General features: G+C 46.9%; 14 protein-coding genes. 8 read left to right on the top strand and 6 right to left on the bottom strand.

What is annotated here, in order from left to right:
* The first annotated feature begins 78 nt into the window (after positions 1–78).
* Positions 79–3,249 carry an efflux RND transporter permease subunit gene (locus L3C95_RS16700; protein WP_236389221.1) on the top strand — a complete coding sequence of 1,057 codons (3,171 nt, stop codon included), beginning with the start codon at positions 79–81 and terminating at the stop codon, positions 3,247–3,249.
* 34 nt (positions 3,250–3,283) lie between these two features.
* Complete coding sequence (locus tag L3C95_RS16695; RefSeq protein WP_236389220.1) at positions 3,284–4,714, top strand: efflux transporter outer membrane subunit; 1,431 nt, start codon at positions 3,284–3,286, stop codon at positions 4,712–4,714.
* A gap of 341 nt (positions 4,715–5,055) precedes the next feature.
* Here L3C95_RS16695 and L3C95_RS16690 read toward each other — a convergent pair whose 3' ends face one another.
* Entirely contained in the window at positions 5,056–5,946 is an 891-nt protein-coding gene (locus L3C95_RS16690) for an AraC family transcriptional regulator (RefSeq protein ID WP_236389219.1), read from the bottom strand.
* Positions 5,947–6,329: 383 nt separating this feature from the next.
* Between L3C95_RS16690 and L3C95_RS16685 the strand changes: the two genes are divergently transcribed.
* Both L3C95_RS16685 and L3C95_RS16680 read left to right on the top strand, forming a co-directional pair.
* A complete protein-coding gene (locus L3C95_RS16685; RefSeq protein WP_236389218.1) occupies positions 6,330–7,253 on the top strand; it encodes an AraC family transcriptional regulator in 924 nt (307 codons plus the stop codon).
* A gap of 288 nt (positions 7,254–7,541) precedes the next feature.
* Positions 7,542–8,633 carry a hypothetical protein gene (locus L3C95_RS16680; protein WP_236389217.1) on the top strand — a complete coding sequence of 364 codons (1,092 nt, stop codon included), beginning with the start codon at positions 7,542–7,544 and terminating at the stop codon, positions 8,631–8,633.
* A gap of 92 nt (positions 8,634–8,725) precedes the next feature.
* On the opposite strand, the gene L3C95_RS16675 is transcribed toward L3C95_RS16680, so the two are convergent.
* Positions 8,726–10,258: a serine hydrolase domain-containing protein gene (locus tag L3C95_RS16675; protein WP_236389216.1), complete on the bottom strand. Its 1,533-nt coding sequence runs from the start codon at positions 10,256–10,258 to the stop codon at positions 8,726–8,728.
* 211 nt (positions 10,259–10,469) lie between these two features.
* Entirely contained in the window at positions 10,470–10,706 is a 237-nt protein-coding gene (locus L3C95_RS16670; protein WP_236389215.1) for a hypothetical protein, read from the bottom strand.
* A 388-nt stretch (positions 10,707–11,094) separates the two neighbouring features.
* On the opposite strand from L3C95_RS16670, the gene L3C95_RS16665 reads away from it, so the two are divergent.
* A complete protein-coding gene (locus L3C95_RS16665; protein ID WP_236389214.1) occupies positions 11,095–15,045 on the top strand; it encodes a caspase family protein in 3,951 nt (1,316 codons plus the stop codon).
* 78 nt (positions 15,046–15,123) lie between these two features.
* Here the strand turns inward: L3C95_RS16665 and L3C95_RS16660 are convergent, their stop codons facing one another.
* A complete protein-coding gene (locus L3C95_RS16660; RefSeq protein ID WP_236389213.1) occupies positions 15,124–18,540 on the bottom strand; it encodes a glycosyl hydrolase in 3,417 nt (1,138 codons plus the stop codon).
* A 174-nt stretch (positions 18,541–18,714) separates the two neighbouring features.
* Here L3C95_RS16660 and L3C95_RS16655 point away from each other — a divergent pair, with 174 nt between their 5' ends.
* Entirely contained in the window at positions 18,715–19,116 is a 402-nt protein-coding gene (locus L3C95_RS16655; RefSeq protein ID WP_236389212.1) for a hypothetical protein, read from the top strand.
* 134 nt (positions 19,117–19,250) lie between these two features.
* Here the strand turns inward: L3C95_RS16655 and L3C95_RS16650 are convergent, their stop codons facing one another.
* Positions 19,251–19,829, bottom strand: a complete 579-nt coding sequence (locus L3C95_RS16650) for a hypothetical protein (RefSeq protein WP_236389210.1) — start codon at positions 19,827–19,829, stop codon at positions 19,251–19,253.
* 277 nt (positions 19,830–20,106) lie between these two features.
* On the opposite strand from L3C95_RS16650, the gene L3C95_RS16645 reads away from it, so the two are divergent.
* Together L3C95_RS16645 and L3C95_RS16640 are read left to right on the top strand one after the other, a co-directional pair.
* The gene (locus L3C95_RS16645; RefSeq protein ID WP_236389208.1) at positions 20,107–20,478 is read left to right on the top strand and encodes a hypothetical protein; all 372 of its coding nucleotides are present in this window, start codon (positions 20,107–20,109) and stop codon (positions 20,476–20,478) included.
* A gap of 6 nt (positions 20,479–20,484) precedes the next feature.
* Positions 20,485–20,709, top strand: coding sequence for a hypothetical protein (locus L3C95_RS16640; RefSeq protein WP_236389207.1), 225 nt, complete (start codon positions 20,485–20,487; stop codon positions 20,707–20,709).
* A 47-nt stretch (positions 20,710–20,756) separates the two neighbouring features.
* On the opposite strand, the gene L3C95_RS16635 is transcribed toward L3C95_RS16640, so the two are convergent.
* Positions 20,757–22,514 carry an amidohydrolase family protein gene (locus L3C95_RS16635; RefSeq protein WP_236389206.1) on the bottom strand — a complete coding sequence of 586 codons (1,758 nt, stop codon included), beginning with the start codon at positions 22,512–22,514 and terminating at the stop codon, positions 20,757–20,759.
* Positions 22,515–22,531 lie beyond the last annotated feature (17 nt).

The following is a 22,531-nucleotide window of genomic DNA, read 5'->3' as shown; positions in this document are numbered from 1 at the left end:
CCTCTATGCGGCGCACCGAAGGCCGTACAGGACGGTTACGCTTCAGACATCCGGATAAACAACTAATGCAACAAGATTATGTTAAGAAAATTCATAGAAAGGCCCGTACTGGCAACGGTGGTTTCCATCATCCTGGTGTTATTGGGATTATTATCCCTGGCCACCCTGCCTGTTACACAATTCCCCGATATCGCGCCGCCCAGCGTGGCTGTTACAGCCTCTTACCCTGGAGCCAACGCAGAAGTCGTAGCCCGTTCTGTAGCCACCCCGATTGAAGAAGCCGTGAATGGTGTGGAAAACATGACATACATGACTTCCACTTCCAACAACGACGGCTCCATGACGTTGACCGTATACTTCAAGTTGGGCACAGATCCCGATCTGGCTGCCGTAAACGTGCAGAACCGCGTTTCGAAGGCTACCAGCCTGCTTCCCGTGGAAGTAGTGAATGCGGGTATCACCACGCAGAAACAACAGAACAGTATGATCATGGTGGTGAACCTGATCAGCGACCAGGAAGAGTATGATGAGAAATTCCTGCAGAACTATGCGAAGATCAACATCATTCCCGAAATACAGCGTGTAACAGGGGTAGGACAGGCAATGGTGTTTGGTGCGAAAGACTATTCCATGCGTATATGGTTACGTCCCGACCGCCTCGCTGCCAACAATCTTTCCCCTCAGGATGTTCTCGCCGCTATCAGGGAACAGAACCTGGAAGCCGCTCCCGGCCGCTTTGGCGAAAGCAGCAAGGAGGCATTCGAATATGTGATAAAATATAAAGGTAAACGTAACCAGAATGCCCAGTACGAAGACATCGTACTGAAGGCAAATGCTGACGGTTCTCTTCTCAGACTGAAAGATGTGGCCCGTGTTGAATTTGGTTCCTTTACCTACAGTAGTGATACACACGTGAACGGTAAATATGGTATCGGTATCGCGATCTATCAGACCGCCGGTTCAAATGCCAATGAGATCCAGACACAGGTGAATGACCTGATGAAAAAGGCATCAGGTCTCTTCCCGCAGGGTGTTGACTACTTCAATATCTACAGCACGAAAGAGTACCTGGATGAATCTATCGACCAGGTGAAACACACACTCATAGAAGCCTTTATTCTGGTATTTATTGTGGTGTTCATCTTCCTGCAGGACTTCCGCTCTACGCTGATCCCTGCTATTGCAGTACCCGTAGCTATTATCGGTACCTTCTTCTTCATGCAGCTGTTCGGCTTTACGATCAACCTGCTGACACTGTTTGCGCTTGTACTGGCCATTGGTATCGTGGTGGATGATGCCATTGTGGTCGTAGAAGCAGTACACACGAAGATGGAGCACATTAATATGACACCACGTGCAGCAACGATCACCAGTATGCAGGAGATCTCCGGTGCGATCATCTCCATCACGCTGGTAATGGCGGCCGTGTTCATCCCGGTTGGTTTCATGCAGGGCCCTGCAGGGGTATTCTACCGGCAGTTCGCGTTTACATTGGCTATCGCGATCCTGATCTCGGCATTGAACGCCCTGACTTTGAGTCCGGCATTGTGTGCCCTGCTGCTGAAGAACAATCACAGCAAAGATGTACATGGTGCAGCTTATACCAAAGGATTCGGCAGCCGCTTCTTCAAGGCTTTCAACACAGGTTTTGAAGCAGTGACCAACAAATATATCAACAGCGTACGTTTCCTGGTAAAACGTAAATGGATACCTATCGGCGCGCTCTTACTGGTATTGGGTGTAACTGTATGGTTAGTGAAGAGAACACCTACCGGTTTCATTCCAACAGAAGATAACGGCTTCGTAGTATACTCTGTGACCATGCCTCCCGGTACTTCCCTGCAACGTACACAGGAAGTAGTTAATAAGGTAGAGAAGGAAATGAAAGCAATGGAAGCGGTGAATACTTATCTGAGTGTTTCGGGGTTCAACCTGCTCACCAACTCCAACAGTTCTGCCTATGCGATTGGTTTCGTGAAGTTGAAAAAGCATGAGGACCGCGGACAGGCGAAAGACCTGAAAGATGTAATGGGCATGATGCAGGCAAGGCTTGCCAATATCAAGGAAGCTAACATCTTTATGTTCAATATGCCAACGGTACCCGGTTTCAGTAACGTGGATGGTTTTGAGGTGATCCTCCAGGACCGTACGGGTGGTCCGCTCGATAAACTGGCTAATACGGCGTATGGCTTTATCGGAGAGCTGATGAAACGGAAGGAGATCGCTTTCGCATTCACCACTTTCAATGCTGGCAACCCGCAATACAATCTCGAGATAGATGAAACAAAGGCAAAGCAATTAGGTGTTTCGGTATCGGATGTGCTGCAGACTATGCAGGTATATTACGGTAGCACCTTTGCGTCTGACTTCAACCGTTTCGGAAAATACTACCGTGTGATCGTGCAGGCGGAAGCGCCTTCCCGCGCACAACCGGAGTCGCTGAATGAGATCTATGTGAAGAATAATACCGGTGAGATGGTACCACTGAATGCCGTGGTAAAGCTGGAAAGAGTGTACGGTCCTGAGACAGTGACCCGCAATAACCTCTTTAACGCTGTAACCATCAACGGACAGCCTAAACCAGGTTACAGCTCTGGTGATGCCATCAAGGCAGTGGAGGAAGTAGCGCAGCAATATCTGCCAAGAGGATATTCCTACGAGTGGGTAGGTATGACTAAAGAAGAGATCGCGGCAGGCGGACAGGCAGGTATCATCTTCCTGCTGTGTCTTGTGTTCGTATACTTCCTGCTGTCAGCACAGTATGAAAGTTATATCCTGCCATTCTCTGTCATACTGTCTATACCACTGGGTATTTTCGGTGTGTTCCTGTTCATTAATATGTTCGGTATCGACAACAACATATATGTGCAGGTCGGATTGATCATGCTCATAGGTTTGCTGGCAAAGAACGCGATCCTGATCGTAGAATATGCCGTTCAGCGGCGTCGCAATGGTATGGGACTGCTGGCAGCAGCGCTGGAGGCTTCTCGCCTGCGTTTACGTCCTATCCTGATGACATCCTTTGCCTTTGTGGCGGGTCTGACGCCATTGATGCGTGCAACGGGATCTTCGGCGCTGGGTAACCGTTCTATCAGTACCGGTGCTGCCGGAGGTATGCTGACAGGCGTGATACTGGGTGTGTTTGCCATCCCGGTGTTGTTCATCGTTTTCCAGTATTTACAGGAAAAGATCAGCGGCAAACCGCTGAAAGGTGCCTCACCCGAACTGGCAGCAGATGCGACGGTATAAGCGCACTTAATATTAAAGCATAAAGAAAAACAGGATGACACTAAAATATATCAGGATATCAATCGTCTCTTTCTTTATAGTTGCAGGATTTGCAGCGTGCCGGGTGGGCCGTAATTATGAGCGGCCCGCTGTGACGCTGCCGGCTAAGTACAGCGACACTGCCGTTGCTGCTAATACAACGGCCGACAGCAGTATTGCAACAATAGAATGGAAACAATTTTTTACAGATACCACTCTTCAGGGATTAATAGGAAGGGCGCTGAGCGGGAACTATGATCTGCAGCTGGCATTGAAACGGATAGAAACGGCACAGGCATACTTAAAACAGGCGAAATTAGGCTGGCTGCCTGCTGTGAATCTCCAGGCGGCAGCGTCTACTTCCATCCCTTCAAAGAACAGTTTAAATGGTACCAGTCTGAATACTTTCCTGGGCACGGATCATATAGAAGACTATAGCCTCAGCGGAGGCCTGTCATGGGAGATAGATGTATGGGGAAAGATCAGACGCCGTAAGGAAGCCGCACTGGCCACCTACCTGCAAACATATGAAGGTATGCATGCCGTGCAGACAGGGCTGGTGGCCGATATCGCCAACAGTTATTATAATCTGCTGATGCTGGACGCACAGCTGGACATTGCCCGTAGCAATGTTTCCCTGAGCGATACCATCGTACAAATGATACGCCTGCAGAAAACAGCCGGTGAAGCGACCGAACTGGCAGTACAACAGGCAGTGGCGCAACGGCAGACAGCCGCTCTGCTGATACCTCAGCTGGAGCAGGCGAAAGCGATCGAGCAGAATACGCTGCGCATACTGGCGGGCGAGCTACCTGGTACAATAGTATACAGCAGTACCCTGACAGGTACACCACTGCGTGACCTGCTGCCTACAGGCGTACCGGCTGCGCTGCTCAGTAACCGTCCGGATGTAAGAGCACAGGAAATGGCATTGAAAGCCGCTAATGCAGAAGTAGGCGTTGCCCAGGCCAGCATGTACCCCTCGCTGAATATTACCGCAAGCGGAGGCGTAAATGCTTTCAAAGCCAGCCAGTGGTTTACATTACCAGCGTCTCTGTTTGGTACCGCAGCTGCTGGTATTACACAGCCGGTATTTCAACGGGGACAGTTAAAAGCTAACCTGGAAGTAGCAAAAGTACAACGTGAAGAGGCTGTAATCCGATTCCGCCAGATAACCCTGGATGCGATAGGAGAGGTGTCCAATTCTCTCGTAAAGCTGGATAAACTGAAGGCCCAGCAACAAATAGCGACAGACCAGGTGAATACAACGCAGCTCGCCGTAGTACAGGCAAGAATGCTGTTCCGCAGTGGAATGGCCAATTACCTGGAAGTAGTTACTGCACAGGGCAGGTCCCTGGAAGCATCACTGACACAGGCTGATATTATCCGTCAGCAGCTGAGCGCTTCTGTTGAACTATACAGAAGCCTGGGAGGTGGATGGAAATAGCTAATTAATCAGAACAGTTGTAATAGGTAGATATAATGTTTGTAACCCAATAGCGCCACAGCCCTGTGGCGCTATTTATTTTTTATTGTCAATATAAAAAAAGCTGTTTCTGGATAGAAACAGCCGTTTGGTAACCAATGCCAACTTGATAAAAATATCAGGTTTAAATTTTTCGCTGATGATCCGATATCTTATTGATAACACTGCAAAGATGAAAAAACATCTGTTCTGCAACAATGCAGGAATCGAGGTTTAACTTGTATTAATTATGGTCGTTTTTATCTTTACGATCTATAACCGAATGAATGATGGTTGCCCGGAAATGCCACCTATTACTGCACTCAGCCCGTTGTGAGAACAAGGCATTCTTTCCTGAACTCAGTAAAAGTAGTGCCGGTCGCATTCTTAAAGAACTTGCTGAAATGTGCGATATCTGAGAAGCCCAGGTGCCAGGCCACCTCTTTCATACACTCGTCAGAGTAAGCTACCCTTCTCTTTGCTTCCAGTATAATACGCTGCCGTATATGATGGCTCGCCGGATAAGCGGTGGTCTTCTTAATGATCTCATTCAGATAATTAGGTGTTACCGCCAGCAGTTTCGCATAATCGGCTACCTTCCGGTGTGTTTTAAAATGCTGTTCAACGAGCGACTTGAATTTTTCCGTCAGCTCAAGGTTCCTTGTCTGCATGAGCGTCTGCAAGGGACCCTGAAACTGTCTTGCCACATATATCAGGAATATTTTCAGGTAGCGCCGCAGCATTTCGGTTTTGAACAGGTACGCGTTATTGCTTTCCTTCAGCATCTTGAGCGCTATCTCCTGCATCTCACCGGCAATATCAATATCCAGCCTGATCCCGGCCGACCTGGAAAATGACTGGAATAGTCCCGAATTGTACATCAGGTCAAATTCCTGTTCCCCCATGTGCAGGAAGGCTTCTGTAAAAGATATCACATAACCCTCGATTTGCTCATCCGTCAGTTGAAGCTGATGCAACTGCCCCGGCGTAATGCAAAAAATACTGTTATCCTGTAAGGTGTACTTCTCCAGGTCCATGACAAGGGTACCACTCCCCTTAATGATCCAGATGATCTCAACATAGTGTTGCTTATGCGCAATCATGTTGTGAGCGGTTATGTCGGCCCGCGTGCTACGGATTGAATGGATCCTGAAAGGCAGGGCAGTATCTGCACATTCATTCTTCAGCAAAGGGCTATATTCCGGAAACTTCATAAAACAGTGGGTTTATGACCAGGGTGTTTCCAATTATGTGCCTGACTTGCTTTTGTTGATAATCAATGTTTTATTGTATTTTAAGGAAAGGAGAAAACACGATATTTCGCTATATCACCATTTTAGCGGCGAAATGTCGTATTGGCGGGCAGGGTATGCTGCCGGCTCAAGTTCGTGTGTACGGATAGCTGGCGGGGAGAGACCTGCGCATGTTTCGCCAAATAAAGCGAATAAAAACAGTGAAATCGCTAAATATAGTTAATTGTTAGTTGATGAAAAAATATCAATTAACTGTATATCATATGATTAAGCGAGTGGTATATGATTTGTTTTTCCATAGGCATGATCACATTGTCATTATTCGGAACCATTAACCACACATTATGGCAAAAACTATTCACTACTGTAATACGCAAACGGCGCTGAATCGTCACTCAGAACAATCTCCTTTGCAGGTGGAGAAAACCCATTTACCATTTAAGATCTGTAAACTGGACGATGGTACAGCCAACAGTCATCTTATGAATAATGTACCCCATCAGCACACCAGCTTTGAGCTGATATGGGTATTGGAAGGAAATGGTCATTATTGGGTAGATGATGAACAGCATGAAGTAGGACCTAACCAGATATATTGCCTCACTCCCGGACAGGTCCATCAGTTTCTGCTGAACAGGAACATAAAAGGTTATGTCATCACCTTCAGCCAGGAATTCCTGCTTATGCCAAAAGATAATGCAGCCCTTATTTTTCATCCCAACTCCTTTCACCAGCTGGCCGGTACGACAGTGATCCACCTGAATGGAGATATGCGGACAGAAATGGAAGACCTGGTGGTAAAAATGCTGAAGGAGTTTGATAACTTTTTCCTGCTGCGTGCTGAAATACTGAGAGGCTTACTGAATATTTTCATGATCTATCTTACCCGTCAGTACAGGCCCGTTGCCGCACCCCCGTCTAAACAGGGAAACCGGGCTCTCGTCAGCAGGTTCTTTTCCATTGTTGAAAAGAAATATATGACCTTTAAATTAGTGGCCGATTACGCCGATGAACTGGCGGTGACGCCTAATCACCTGAATGAAATGGTGAAAAAGGTATCCGGTTTTCCTGCCAGTCATCATATCCGGCAGCGTGTCGTGCTGGAGGCTAAAAGACAGGCTACCTATTCCGGTTCAAGTATGAAAGAGATCGCATACAGCCTTGGCTTCGACGATATTGCACACTTTAGTAAATTCTTTAAGAATTTTTCCGGTAGAAGTTTTACTGATTATAAGAAAGAGGCCATGCAACAGTACCTGAGCATATAACGATGTAAAGAAGCATTATGAAAGTATAGTACTACCTACTTATGGAAGGGGCTGTATCATTAATGGCGATACAGCCTCTTTATATTTAGATACCTGGCGGAATCGGATAGGGATACAACTGTTACGGGCTTTTAAGCAATTCCGGCAGGCGTTTTATTTTTGATATATCTTTTATATTCAGTGCGGCAGCATTTCATGTCTTCATAGTTATTATTGTAGAAAGGACACACCAACCCATATATCACGGCAGATAAGACACCCGGAAATTCCTAACCAAAATACATAAACATGAAATCCCTTTCAGTCAAAGCACTCGCTTTGCTAATAACCACCGCTGCTGTTTTTACCGCCTGTAAAAAACAATCTGCAGAAGAAAAGCTGAAATTAAACGGGAACACTGCTGTAGCACTTGCCCCCAGTAAGGATGCCCAGTTGCTGGCCGATCTCTTTAAGAAAGAGGCCCCTAAAACACAGTTTTTCACTATTCAGTCCCGTGAAAACAGTACTATTAAGACCCAACATGGCAACACTTACATCATTCCTGCAGGGGCCTTCCGCAGAAAGGATGGCTCAGTTCCCACAGGCCTGGTAACTGTTGCTATCAGAGAAGTACTAACTCCAAAAGATTTTGTACTGGCTGACAAACCTACCGCCAACGATGGCGACTACCTCGTTTCTTATGGTGAATACTTTGTGCGCGCCACGGAAGCAGGCGCCGATCTTACACTGGCGACGCCCATTACTGTACGGGTCGTACCTCCGGGGGAATATCGTCCACAGGGAGGTGTGCCTATGTGGGATGGAGATACCTCTGTGCTGGTGACTTTCGATGGCTATGATTATCGGAATCAGCCCATCAGGGTAGCACAGGCTGTTTCAGAAAATCCAGGAGTGAACTGGTCCCAAACGCCCGATTATGCACTGTTCAATTCATCAACAGGCACACTCGATTTCCAGCTGACTGACCTGCTTACCTGGAGTAACTGTGATGCCTTCAACACGGTCACCGGACCAAGAACAACCGTGCTGGGGTATTTCAATGTATTTAATGATGACACCCCAGGCTCTTCTCCTGAGCAGCCAAGCATGCTGTTCTTCAAACCCAGGAACATCAATTCCGTTATCAAATTCTCCAACCTGATCCTTGATGCTCCTGACGGGTTCAAAGGCTTCCTGAGCTATCAGAATGTTGTTCCCGTAGGACAGGAAGGTACATTCCTCGCCATTACAGCACTCAACGGCCAGTTCTATGCCGAACTGAAAGACGTAGTAATTGACGCTCCGGCTGCGGGTACAAACTACTCGCCTGTAACATTTGATCTGCAGCCTGTATCAGGTAGCGATCTCCTGGCATTGATAGCAGAACTGAATAACAGATAATTTACATCACTTACCTGACGCCATCAGGTACCGAACAAAAAAGAGGCTGCCTTTGACGACAGCCTCTTTTACATAACAGGACGGATAAGCCGCTACAGCTGGCTGAGTAACTGTTTCAACGCTTTTATGCCGCCCTGGTTGTCCGGGTTTAACGCAATGGACTTCTGATACATAAGGATGGCTTCCTGTTTTTTGCCTGCCTGTGCCAGTGCTTCCGCATAACTATCGTAAGTGTTGTAACTTTCAGGGAAAAGCAACATATTCATCTTAAACGTTTCTATGGCAAATTGCAGATGATCGGGGAATGAGGAGAAATACAGTAATTCATAGCCCAGTTGGTTCATCTCCTGCTCGCTGAGATAGTATTTACTGGTATCGCTTTTAAATGCGGTAAGACAACTAACAGCATTATCCACGCCGTATTGTACCATCGTAGTGGCAAACAGCCTGACAAGAGACGTCTTTATCTTCAGCGGCATGGGAGGCTGATCATTCATGATGTAAAAGGCCGATGTAACAATTTTTCCGAAAGCTGGTCCTGCAACGTTGTCAAACGCAATGATGGTTTGTTTTCTGTCAATGTTCCTGAAATAGAAAGTGGCCAGGCCAAATATAAATCCCCCATGTCCCACTGATCTCCCGAATCCGGGTTGTTCAAAGATCTCCCAACCCAGCCCATAGCTGCCTTTACCTTCTCCCAGCATAGTATCCATATGCTCCCAATAAACTTCACCGTTATTTAGCCGTACAGGAGTCAGCGCTTCTTCTATCGAGGCCTGACCTAGTAGTTTGCCATCGAAGAAAGCACGGTCAAACCGCTGCAGATCACTGGTGCTGGTGATGATATTGGATGCACCTGTTGCAGCACTGTTATTGTAGCTGGTGTAACGGTATCGTTTCACCAGGAAAACAGGGGAATACGCAGTATCGTAATATGCTGCTTTTACATGTGGTGTGGCTATTTTCCGGTGTGATTGCTGATAGGAAGTCTTTACACAATACGTCAGCAACATCCTTGCCGGCTGAAAAATGTACTGCTGAAGATAATCGCTGAATGCAAGACCGCTGACCTTTTCTACCAGCATTGCCAGCAGGCAATAGTTCAAATTGCAGTAGCTGTACTTATCTCCGGGATGAAAATGCAGCGGTTTGTTTTCATTTATTAATGTGGGAATGATGATATCATTTGTAATAATCGTATCCGGAAACTGTTTTACAAGCGGCTCATACAATTCCAGATCAGGCAGACCGGAAGTATGCGTCAACAGATGTCTGATCGTAATGCCCGGGTAAGGGAATTGAGGGAAGTAGTGCTGAAAGGTATCGTCCAGATAGAGCTTCCCCTTTTCCTTTAACTGCAGGATGGCTGTTGAGGTAAAAATCTTAGATATAGAAGCCAGGTTATAACGTACGTCTATGTCATTTTCACTGGCAGACGGAAAGTCAGAACAGCCGAAAGATCTTAAATAAACAGGCCGTCCATTCTCAGCCAGGAGTATATTCCCGTTCATATTCTCTTCCCGCGAAATGTTGTTAAAATAGATGTTTAATTTCCCCAGCCTGGTCTGCGCGTTGGAAAACATCCCGCTCAGAATGAGGACTGAGAGGAAAAATATGCGTCTCATAGTGGTCGATGATTTGACAGCAATACTAAGGAACAACAGCATGCAGATGGGAACAATGTGACGAAACGTATGGGATAAGTGATAAAGCAAAAGAAGGAGTGCAGGATATTGGAAAAGGTCCCGGAGAATAACTGAAACGACCAGCTGTATACATCAGGTTTCCAAATGAAAAGAGGCCGTCGTGGTTGTAACAGCCTCTTTTCATTAGCTCTTAATGAGGAACACTGTCTCTGCGCCAGGTACTGTCTGTTTTCATTTTATGTTTCTTCATCTTATGTTTGGAGGTATCAGAACGAGGTATGGTGTCCTGTCTGAAATAATCATTATAAGTAGTGTATGCTTTATCCGCACCAGCCGTTGCAGCAAAAGATGGGGCAGGCAGACTTTGGAAGTAGACAAACGCACCGGAAACGATTAGTAAACCGAGTGTTACAAGATGCTTTTTCATGACTGAGAATTTTAAAAGAGGAATTAATAATACCCCTATCACTAAAATCCTGCTTATTTTTAACCGTTCCCCTATGATTATTATATACCAAATTGTTATATCTCGATATTAATTAGTTATTGAAATGAAATAGTATGTTACTGTAGACTTATAGATAAAAAGGGGGTAAATATATATACAGGCGCAGCTATAACATCAATCAGATAGAAAAAGGAGATAAATGGCTGATTATGAACTTAAATTCATATATTTGGAACGGACAACGCACTTTGCTGCTAATTGAAAAATCGTTTACTTTGAACATCACACGTCATGCAGTGCACAATAGCCTGAGATAAGTACCAGCAACTGAATCTATAATACCCCAATATTTAAATTTAAACTCTACATGAGATACGATTCTTTACCCCAGATCGAAGCTCGTTTCAAGAGTGAAGCAGCTCCATTCCTAACGCCTTTTTCCCTGCAGGTTCCTAATGAACAACTGATCCTTAAGGGACAATTGTACAAACCCGACCGTAGTAATTATTTCTATCCCGACACTCATACGAAGGAACGGATAGTGCTTCATTTTACGGCCGGCAATCTCAGGTCCGATATGCTAAGCCTGACTACCCAGGGACGACACGTTTCTGTACCTTTTGTAATTGCCAGGGATGGTACTATCTACCAGTTATTCCCCTCAGGAAACTGGTCCGGTCATCTGGGCGCCGGTGTGGGAAATCAGGGTACAAACAACGCGCAGGATAAGGTGACCATTGGTATCGAGCTCTCGAATTATGCGTATCTCATTCCCCGTGACGGCAACCTGGAAACCATTTATTCACGTGCTCCGCACGATGGTAAACCCGGCGCCGTTGATGAGTATTGCTCATTGAGTAACACTGCTGCCTACCAAAAGATCGACAAGCCTTTCCGGGAACAATCTTATTATGCTTCGTACACACCGGAACAGATCGAAAGCACGATCATTCTGCTTCGCTATCTGACTGCTAAATACAATATCCCCCGCCAGTTCCTGCCGGAAGATAAAAGATACATCACTACCGATGATGTGTTGAGCTTTAAAGGCATAGTATCCCATATCAACTACCGTTCTTCGGGTAAATGGGATATCGGGCCTGCCTTTGACTGGAATGCCCTGATCAGTGGTGTTACAGCGGAAGAGTTTTCACCTGTGGCTACTGCCCGTTCACTGAATTTTGCGACCAGGGAGTTATCTATCGGATTGACGACAGAAGCCGGCATCGCTGCACAGTTTGTTGATGAAAACAGTAGTGAGGAAGGCGCTCCTGAAGCAACTGACAATGAGGGGTATAATCCCAACGACTATGAAGAAAGCAGCACCAAAGAAGTAATGCCTTCCAGCGGAAAAGTATATGCGCTGCTGGCCGGTATCAATGAATATGACCAGGTGCGTAAACTAAGCGGCTGCCTCCACGACCTGCAACAGGTGGAAGACTATCTGATGAACCGCACGGTGTTTGACTGTAACATCAAAAAGATAACAGATGCTCAGGTGACAAGGGAGAATGTAGTAAAAGCATTTGAAGAACACCTTGGGCAGGCAACGAAAGAAGATACCGTCCTGTTCTATTTTTCTGGTCATGGTACACAGGAAGATGCCGCACCTATGTGGGATGAAACTGACGGCAAACTGGAATGCATCGTGTGTTATGACGGTGGTACCAGCAAGGCGGCTGAGTTCCTGCTGACAGACAAGGAGCTGCGTTACATGATCGCTAAGCTGTACAAAAGGACGGAGGCGCATATAGTTGTGATCTTTGACTGTTGCCACTCCGGCGATAATACCCGCGGTCAGCTGATCAATGCAGCCTTCAGTAAAGACAAAGTGATCAAACGTATGATCTATGACAATACACGTTACTCCGGCGCTTTTCCGCAGCGTGAATGGGGTGAGTTCGTGTTCAGCAATGAGATCAGAGAGGAAGACATAAAAGATAAAAAGAAAGACGAATTCCTGCCGGAGGGTATCCATATACAAATGGCTGCCTGTGAAAGTAACCAGTCTGCCGTTGAGGTCAATGGAGAAGGAGTATTCACCAAAAAATTGCTGGGTGCTCTTGATGCCTGCACCGGCAATGTTTCCTATAATGACCTGAGCAGCAGGATCAGGCAGTACCTGCGTTTCAGTTTCGAACAGACGCCGCGCATCTATGTATCGGGCGATACGGACAGGCTGCTGTACACTGGTTTCCTCAACCGTAGCCTTACAGACAATATCACTATTGCTGAAGCTACTTATGGTAAAAAAGGTTGGCAGCTGAACATTGGCGCCATCCACGGTGTGGATAAAAATACGAAGCTGACCATTCTAAATGCTGCCGATGCAAACCAGAAGTGGAATGCCAGGATAGATAATGTATTCATTGACTACAGTAGCATCACCATTGATGGTACGCCCGATGAGGGGAAAGCTCATAAAACATTTGCTGAGGGTCTGTTGAGTGGCAAAATATTGCTGGAGCTGAATAACAGCAATGGCAACCCTGCTGAAATGGCCCAGTTGCTGGAGGATATTGAAAATAAGGCAGGAGGTCATTTTGAATTCCAGTCAGGCGTTGCAGAGAATGGCCACAGCGCAGACTATACACTGCATGTCAGGGCAGGCGAGGCGGTTATTACCCGCGCTAACGATCCTTACCGGCCGGTGGTGCGCCCACTGGATCTGACCAAAGAGAAAGGGGATGTTGAACTGGTAGAAACGCTGAAACATATCTCCCAATGGCACTTTATCAGGCAGCTGCAGAACAGCGCTATCCCGGAAGGCTTTCCTGAAAAGCCCCTGCAGATTGATGTAGCCAGCATCTATCCGGATGGCAGCAGGAAAAAGATCAGCACCGATAGCGGTACCGCCACCTTTGACTTTGAGGCCGGTCAGGGATTATGGGAAGGTGCTATGGAAATAAAGCTCACCAATACTACCCATCAATCAATCTATGTTGCTGCCTTGTACCTGGGTATCCAGTTCAGCAGTTACCTGGATTACCTGCCGCAGTCTCCCTGGCTGCTGGAACCGGGCAAAGCGCTCATTCTGGCCAGAAAGGGCAAAGACAGGATCATCATCCGTCAGGACGATTTTGTAAGAGAATATAACTGGCCATTAAGCATGGAAACGCTGAAGCTGATCGTCAGCACGGACGAGTTCAATGTGAAGGCGCTTTCCCTTGGCAACCTGCCGGCTCCTTATGTACTGGCAGACCGGGAGAAAGGTCTGGTAAGAGGTAAGACGGCTGTATCTAAAGGTGCTGTAATGGAAGACGATGTTCCGGCAGAATTTAAAGGCTGGATTACCCAGACCTTATATCTCGTCTTCAACAATCCTGACTTTAACAATATAGGCCGTAAAACGCTGCAGGACCTGATGGAGTACGACGAGACAGCTTATTATGCCGCCGGCCTGTATTATGACCTGGTTACAGATGAAAACGGACAACCTACCCGCCTGAAGCTGAAACCGGAAATCAAGGTCCCGGAAGGCGAAAAAGGCTTATGGGGCGACGTTGTATTGTGGGCTGCCAATGCTATTGAGAGTCGCCAGCGCAGGAGACTGTACAGGCGCTTAAGGGAAACAAACAGGTTAAGGATCGTAGCAGAAGGCGATTCCTGGTTCCAGTACCCTATCCGTGTGCTCGATACAATAGACCATCTGTATAAGCTCTATGCGATCCGCAGCTTTGCCGAAGCCGGAGATACCCTGGAGAATTATATGAAGGCAAGAGAGTATCTGAAAGGGATCAAAGAGGAGGAGGCACAGATATTCCTGGTGAGCGGTGGTGGTAATGACATACTGGGAGAGCAGTTCCAGTACTCTTTACGCGATACCCCGGCAGAAGACGATATGACACCGGCGCGCTACCTGAACAAGACCTTCTTCGATAAGCTGGACCGCCTGGAGTCATGGTATACTGATATGTTCACCGAGCTGCACAACAGGTATCCGAACCTGCGGATGTTGGTACACAGTTATGATTATATCATACCGGTCGATACAGATATGTATCCCCGCAGAACCAGCTGGCTGGGTAAATACATGATACGGAAGAATATTCATCAGCAGGCGGTGAGAGAATCCCTGATCCGCTTTATGGTAGATGAATTTAACAAGCGCCTGGAAAAAGTGGCCGCTGCATTCCCCGGAGTAGTTTACTACATCAATGTCAGGGAGATTGTAGAGCGTGGAAGCTGGTACGATGAGATACATCCAACCAATGCAGGGTTCAAGCTGGTGGCCGACAAATTTGTTGACATCATTGAGGGGCTGAAAGCTGATCTTAAACCATTTGCCGAAGCGCCGGCAATGTCGGCACGTTCCTGATTGTAACTATCCATTCACATAAAAGAAAGGCTGTCCGCCGTTGTTGGTGGACAGCCTTCATTTTTTGTAAACAGTATCTTACCTGTTAGAGATCATCAATTTGAATACCTGGTTATTGAACTTAACAAAGTAAACACCATCAGGTATGCCACTGATATTAACAGCATTGGCGCCTGCTTCCAGTTTACCGTTCTTTATTATCCTTCCCTGCAGATCGGTAATGGAGAACAAGCCGCTGCCTTTAGACTGTATCCTGAACCAGTCTTTGGCAGGGTTCGGATAAAGGAATGGCTGCTGAGCGGTGGTAGAAGTTTTGGCAGCCAGTGTCGCTGCCGATGCGGGAAGAGTGGCTGCACCGGTGGAAGCGATGCCACATACCTCAAATTCATAGATAGAATAGCCCCACTGTGTACTTCTGGCCGTACCATTCATCCGTATATAGCGGTAATTGGCGTTCAGGTTATCTATAACATCCGTTCTGTTGCCGGAGGGCATGTTCGTCCTGGTGGCGATAGGCAGCCATGTATTGCCATCCACAGAGCCTGTAAGGGTATAGTCCTTTGCATTGGCCACTTCCCATGAAATAGTGATCTTATTCACAGTAGAAACCACACCCAGATCAACCGTCAACTGCTGAGGATCACTGAAAGCACTTTCCCAGCGGGAACCCATGCTACCGTCAATAGCTGCTGCCGCATTGCCGCTGGAGGCCGTGGCAGTGGCCGGCAATAATCCATAACAACCTGTTGGCTGCTGACCGCTGGTGGGCAATGTCGGATAGGTGACCAATGTTCTTGCCGGTACGCTGAAGGACGCTACTACGGCACCTGCGTTGCTGTATACATTACATGTTTTAGCGCTGGCAGTGGGGTTGTAAGCTACCGCATAACTAAATGCCCCGTTCTTTTCAAACACACTGCTGGACGGGAAGTTGGTCCGGAAATTAAACGAGAAATTGCCCAGGTTCTGGTTGGCATGTGTATAGAAATAAGTCATACCGGCTACTTCATAATCCATGATATACCGGCTGTCTGTAACAGGCAGTAACAGGTTATTGGCCATAAAGGCACTTGCGTACTTAGGGTCGGACAGATATTTAAAACCCAGTGCTACATGTGCCCAATCATCACCAAACTGCGTCTCACTGGTATGTCCGTCTATTGCTGCAGATTCTGTTAGCATATCATTGTACTCCCGCTTTGCCCAGGCAGTATCTCTTGCCAGGTATTTGAAGCCGGGATTTACGGGTAGATACTGTATACCGTGTATGTGTACCGGACTGGCGCTGAAATAAGTACCATACGCAAAGCCCTGGTTGGAGAGGATGCCTACCACATTATGCGGATAGGCAGGTGGCAGGTTCCTGTTCTTCCAGTCAAACCAGTACTCCAGTGTGGCATAAGATTCACTGATATAGCCGAATGCACCCGCATCGCGGATGGCTTCGTCATTCAGCATATCTCCCACCAGGAATAAACCTATCCACGATTGCATGGCCTCGGACGTAGACTCCTGGTTATTGCCGGTAGAAGAACTGGTACCGCCGGCATAGCTATGCCCTATCCAGGGATCGAAGGTCCTGAAGGAAGGCAGGAAATTATCCGTCTTATCCCAGTTCGCATATTGTTTCGCCACCAGTTTGATCATAGGCCCATATTGTGTCAAGAAGTCCGGATCGGTCATGCCGTAAAGTGCGCAGGCATAGATCAGGTAACCATAGTGGAAATGGTTGTCGGTAAACTCTGAAGATCCGTAGGATTCATTAAAGCCCACTATCGCGCCCCAGCGGTCATAACGGGCAAAGAACTTCTCCTGTTCACCGGGAGTGTAGGTAAGCCAGTTCACCAGTGCTTCTCTTGTTTTCGTTTTCAGCGCCTGGTATGCCTGGTGATTCAGTTCTTTGGCCATCAGGGTATACTTGGCGTAGTTCACCAGGTCTTTACCACCCCAGTAGGTATCTCCGCCATATCCCTGTTTCTTGGAAAATTTAGTGAGCAGGTCAAACATCACGTTGGCATCATACGGACTGGCATCTGCTGCATTCCGGTAAGGGGCATTATATGTAGGCAGAATACCGTTAAAGTCGTAGGTAAAGGAGAAGGACTTCCCAACGGCTGTTTTCATAGATCCTCTTGGCGTCACATAGTTAACCGCCGTGAAGGCAATATTATTCGCTGCATTCTGATACAGGTGAGGCAGGAAGCCCTGTATTGTATTGCCTGCCGCCTGTCCTTTCAGGTTGACGGTAGTGATGTTCCAGTTCACATACACTTTGCCTGCAGCGGCATCATAATCGTATGTTACCGCAGTATTTACCGGCTTGTTAAAAGCATAGCTTTCATAGGTGCCGAGATCGGCCGGTGAGGGCAATGCGGAAATAACGAAATAGGAGTTACCGCTATTAGTGTTTAATACGAGTCTTTCTGCCTGGCTACCATCAGATGCCCAGCGGGTGCCGGTATTGCCATCATTGACATTAGTGCCGGCAAATGGCGCCTGCACGGAAGATACTTCCACCGGCTTGTTCCTCGAAAGCAGTGTATTGCCATTATACACCTCCATTTCCCACAGTGAATACGCATAAATGGTACCTTTTTCTGCAAGGGCTATTTTTACATACCTGGCAGCCGTATTGAAGCTCAGACTGTCTAATCCGCCATTGCCATTTACTTCGGAAGCAACGGTGCTCCACGTACTGCCATTGCTGGAGACCTGTATGGAATATCCTTTGGCAAAGGCAGTTTCCCAGTTCAGTTTTACTTTGGAGATGTTCTGTACAGTGCCAAGGTCAATGCTTACATACTGTTGTCCCTGCAGTTCCGCGGTATTCGTACCGTTAAGATGCACGCCAAAATAGCGGCCATCAGTCTGAATTACGAAAGAACTGGTGGTGGGAAACTGTACGGCTGCACCACTTTGGCTGATGTAGGAAGCGCCTTTCTCAAACGAGAACTCAGGATTAATACCCTGTGTTTCCAGCCACATAAAAGGGATACCATGCGCCATTGTTACATCCATATGCTTGTTATGAATGCTGTCTGGCAGCGACATCACCACAGCCCAGTCAGACCAGTCCTTTGCGATGGCTTTGGAAGGAGTGTAGCCTGCTGCCTTGATCATCATACTACCGCCGTAAGCAATGTTGGAACCATCGGCCACAAAGCTGTTCGGGTAATACATCTTAACGCCGTAATCCTCCGGATCGGCTGCCAGGGGATAGGCCCACATTATGCCGCCGTATTGCGACACCACGAGGTCTGTCCACCAGTCGTTGGTGGGAATAGGCTTGCCGATCTTGTCGGCTGCGACATAGATAGGCCGGTCATATACAAACTGATACAGATCTCCAAGACCGTCCTTATTATTATCGACGGTGTTTTCAGTAGCCGGCGGAAAAGAGGCATAGCTTCCGGCGCCAACGGGAACGGGAGTTTGTGCATGCAGTTGTAATGCACTTGCAGCCAGCATAAACGCTGACAGGTAAAGGTTTTTCATCGTTAAACAGGTTATTTTGAGTTTACATAAAAAATGACATTGAAATTCGTTGACACTTTAACGTGGAATGTCCAGGCATAAGGGCTTGACCCTTTCAAATATACTAAATTGACCGAAGGGAAAAGGTTAAATAATTCGAATATACCGTTATACTTGCAGTAGAATTATTGCATCATGATTGAAGCAAACGATGTGCGTCCAGGCAACCTGGTATGGTATTATGATCTGTATATGAATGAAACAGTGTTTGAAGTGGAGGGTATTTTAGATGGCTTCATCTACAATTCAACACTGCCGAAAAGCAAATTGCCGCTGGCAAATGTCCATCCCGTGTCATTGGATACCGACTATCTGCAAAGCCTCGGATTTGTCAGAGGCGACAAAGCACACGGAGAAGATGAAAATGTTTACTCGTATAAGTATAATCGTAATGACAGTGTGTATGTAAGGGATGAGGGGTATTCCTTTCAATTCCTGGCGGCCGCACCGGGGCAGCTGATACCCTATGGACAAGCAGTGGTGCATGTACACCAGTTACAGAACCTGTTTTATTGTCTGACAGGGCAGGAGTTATAAAGAAAGGGAATGCCTCAAAAATAAAGGAGCTTCTTAAAGATTGCTTAAAGCCTGCCCGATTTATCAGGATAAAAGAAAGACCCTGTATCGCGTTTGACACAGGGTCTTTCTTTATAAATTCCTGTTTTAATGACTTATGGATGAGGGCCCATACAAACGATCTGTACACCGTTGAAAGTACCTTTCAGGGAGACGGTTTTTTCAACACCGGATTCAATATCATTTTTACCGGTGAACTCGAAATGGCCGGAGATATAGGCTTTCACATCATCAAATCTGATCTCTGTCAATGTGAAACTGCCTTTTTCAGAATTGGAAGAGACATCCTTTCCGGAAGCATCATCTGCAGTTTCTGCAGATTCATCTTTCGGATAGTTCAGGTACTGTGCAAAGTTGGCAGATTCTTCACTGCCTGCCGATTGGTCCAGTGAAACAGTAACTGGCTTGAATTCACCAATCTTCTTCAGATCAAATTTGATGGCCAGTACCCTGTTCCCCTCACGAAGGGTGCATTCCAGGTTCATAATGGCCATTTTACTGGAACCGATGGTAGCATTACCTCTGATATCATGCGAGGAAATAACGGCGCCATTCTTCTCAATATTAAATGTACCCGGATTGAGTCCTTTCTTTTGTGCCAGTACGGTCGTGGAGCCCATACAGAAAAAGGTGATAACAGCACTTGTTATCAGTGTTAGCATTTTAGTTTTCATGTAGGTTCAGTTAGGGATAGCTGATTAAGTATAACGTCGAAAGATACAAAAAATATTTTCAAACCGCTATCTTCTCATGTTGTCAGTCCGCTATTTTATAACAGCGGTCTTACTGTAGCTTGAGCGGTATGGTCAGCCGGTGACCAACTGCCCTCTTTTATCCGGAAGTACTGGTACTGAGTGATTTAAGTACCTGCATGGCCCTTGTCCGCAGCTAACACATATGTTATATTGCAAATTTAGATAATGGATTCTATCTTGCCTTTTTAATAGCAACATGACCAGGTACTGGACAAACTACGACAATAAAGGGGACAAGCTGATAGCTTTCGGAAATGGAACACTGTACAAAGCAAACCCCCGACCGGATGAAATAGAAGACATCGTCAGGGACATGCAGATGAATAACTTTACGGCGCCGGGCCTCTTTGGTATTCCTGTGGACTACATCAAAGATATCCGGTTACAGGAGGGAAATGACTATATCCAGGTTTTTTTCGGTAAGGATTCAGAAGAGCATCTGCAAATTAAGGACGACGCTACAAGGCAGGAAATATTCGACTTTCTGAAAGATCACCTTCCAGGTGCTTCGTATGCAGTTGACACATACACCAGGTTCAGAGCTGCTAAAAAGCCTTTGATCGGGTAGGCGGTTGTGGCAGTATTGTTCCTTTACACCCTGGACGTTGCCGTAAGCCTTGATGCTGGCGAAGAAGTGATAGTCGGTGGACGTATCGGTGGATTACTGGTAGGAATAGCCGGGCTGGGCATGCCAACGGTGTTATTGATCTATGGTGCACTGATAGCCATTGTCGTTACAAGAATAACACGTAAGATGATGAATCCCCCGGTTGTTCATCTCATACGCATAGTTCGTTAGAAAAATATACGGGGGCTGTTCACCATTCAGTAACAGCCCCCAAAATATCAACGGATAAAGGAAACCTTCACGATCTTACCGTTTTCTATTGTATAAACAGCAATAGCCTCCATAGGCTTTTCCCCCACACCTGTTACTCTTTCCTGATCTATTACTGTATTGCCCATCACCATCCTGTTCACCAGCTGGCAATGTAATTCCTTTGCTTTATCAAACATGGCCGCATACCGTTGCCGCATCTGTTCTTTTCCCTGCATCAGTAGTTTACCGCTTGCCTGGTCGTAGATGGCTATACTATCGCTGTACGGCGCCAGAAAGGCCTCAATATTACGGGCGTTATAGGCATTGAGCTGTTCCTGCGCCAGTACTGCCGGTGTGCGTACGAACAGTTCCTTCGGCTGCAATTGTATGCCACGGTGTATAACGGTCTGTATATCCGTCAGTGCGTTCAAATCCTGTGTAGGATCTTTTTCCAGGATCAGCAGGTCTGCGATCTTTCCTTTCCCGATGCTGCCATAATCCTTGTCTTTTCCGAAGCCCTTTGCCGCATTGATGGTTGCGGAACGGATGATCTCCCGGTTACTCAATCCCGACTGTTGCATTGTCTTTAGTTCGGTGAAAAAGGAGGATGCATGCAGGGTGCCGATATTACCTGCATCAGTGCCTGCTACTACATTCACGCCGGCCTGTTGCGCCAGTTGCAGGTTAATACGCATGACAGTATCTTCTCTTGCAGGGATGATATGACGGGTGCGCAAACTCTTATATTCAAAACCTACAACGCTTTTGTCGATATGCTGCAAATCTGTCAATGTACCTAGTATAAATGGATCTCCATAGGCCAGATCATGCGCGGGGAAATCAAACTGTTGTGTAAAAGCCCGCTTATAACCATGTCTCACGGTGAGGGTAGGAATGTACACCGTTTGTTTGCTTTTCAGCAACTGAAGCATTTCATTGTCCAGCACTTTATCATTCACACTATGTACCAGGATGTCTGCTCCGGCGGTAACAGCCAGTTTAGCGGTTTCATATTCAGTTGCATGAACAGCTACTTTTAATCCGTGCGCATGACTTTCCTCAATCGTTGCCTTCACAATATGTAAGGTACTTTCGGCAGGCATGCCCGGCACCACAATGTACCAGATCTTGATGAAGTCTGGTTTATAGGGCAATTGCTTCTGTACCAGTTCCCGGGCTTCTTCCGGCGTGGTCACTTTCACAATAGGAGGATCTTTTTTGTCCAGGTTGGGTGGAAGATAGGTAGACACCAGGGGACCTGTTACCCAGGCATTGGTAGCCTTTGGATCGGCATTTACCTTGTTGCGGATGGCAAAATTGCTGAATGGTCCGCCAACATCTACCACAGTGGTAATACCACATGCCAGGTAGCGGGCCATCATATCATTCAGATGTTCTTTAGCCCACTGCTGGTCCTTCTCATAAGGATATACAGCCGTGAGGTTCAATCCATCGGGCCGGGTATACAGGCCGCCGGTCTGAAAGAAATGGATATGCGCATCCGTCATACCAGGCATCACATACTTGCCGGTGGCATCTATGACAGTGCCGCCGGCGGGTACCTTCAGTTTTTTTGAAGGTCCGGTGGCTAGTATGCGGTCATGCTCAATGACGATGGTCTGATCTGCCAGTGTCTTATTGCTGTTGACGTCTATCAGGTTAGCATGTGTGATGAATAGGGTAGGAGTTGCATTATTCGCAGGTGATGTGGCCGCGGATTGTGTGTAACCCGGCAGCGCATATATGACGAACGCAGCTGCCAATAACAGCGGGAATTTTTTCATCGGGTTAAATTTGATCG

Source organism: Chitinophaga filiformis, from assembly GCF_021646545.1.
Classification (GTDB): domain Bacteria; phylum Bacteroidota; class Bacteroidia; order Chitinophagales; family Chitinophagaceae; genus Chitinophaga; species Chitinophaga filiformis_A.
This window is presented reverse-complemented; position numbering and strand designations above follow the sequence as displayed.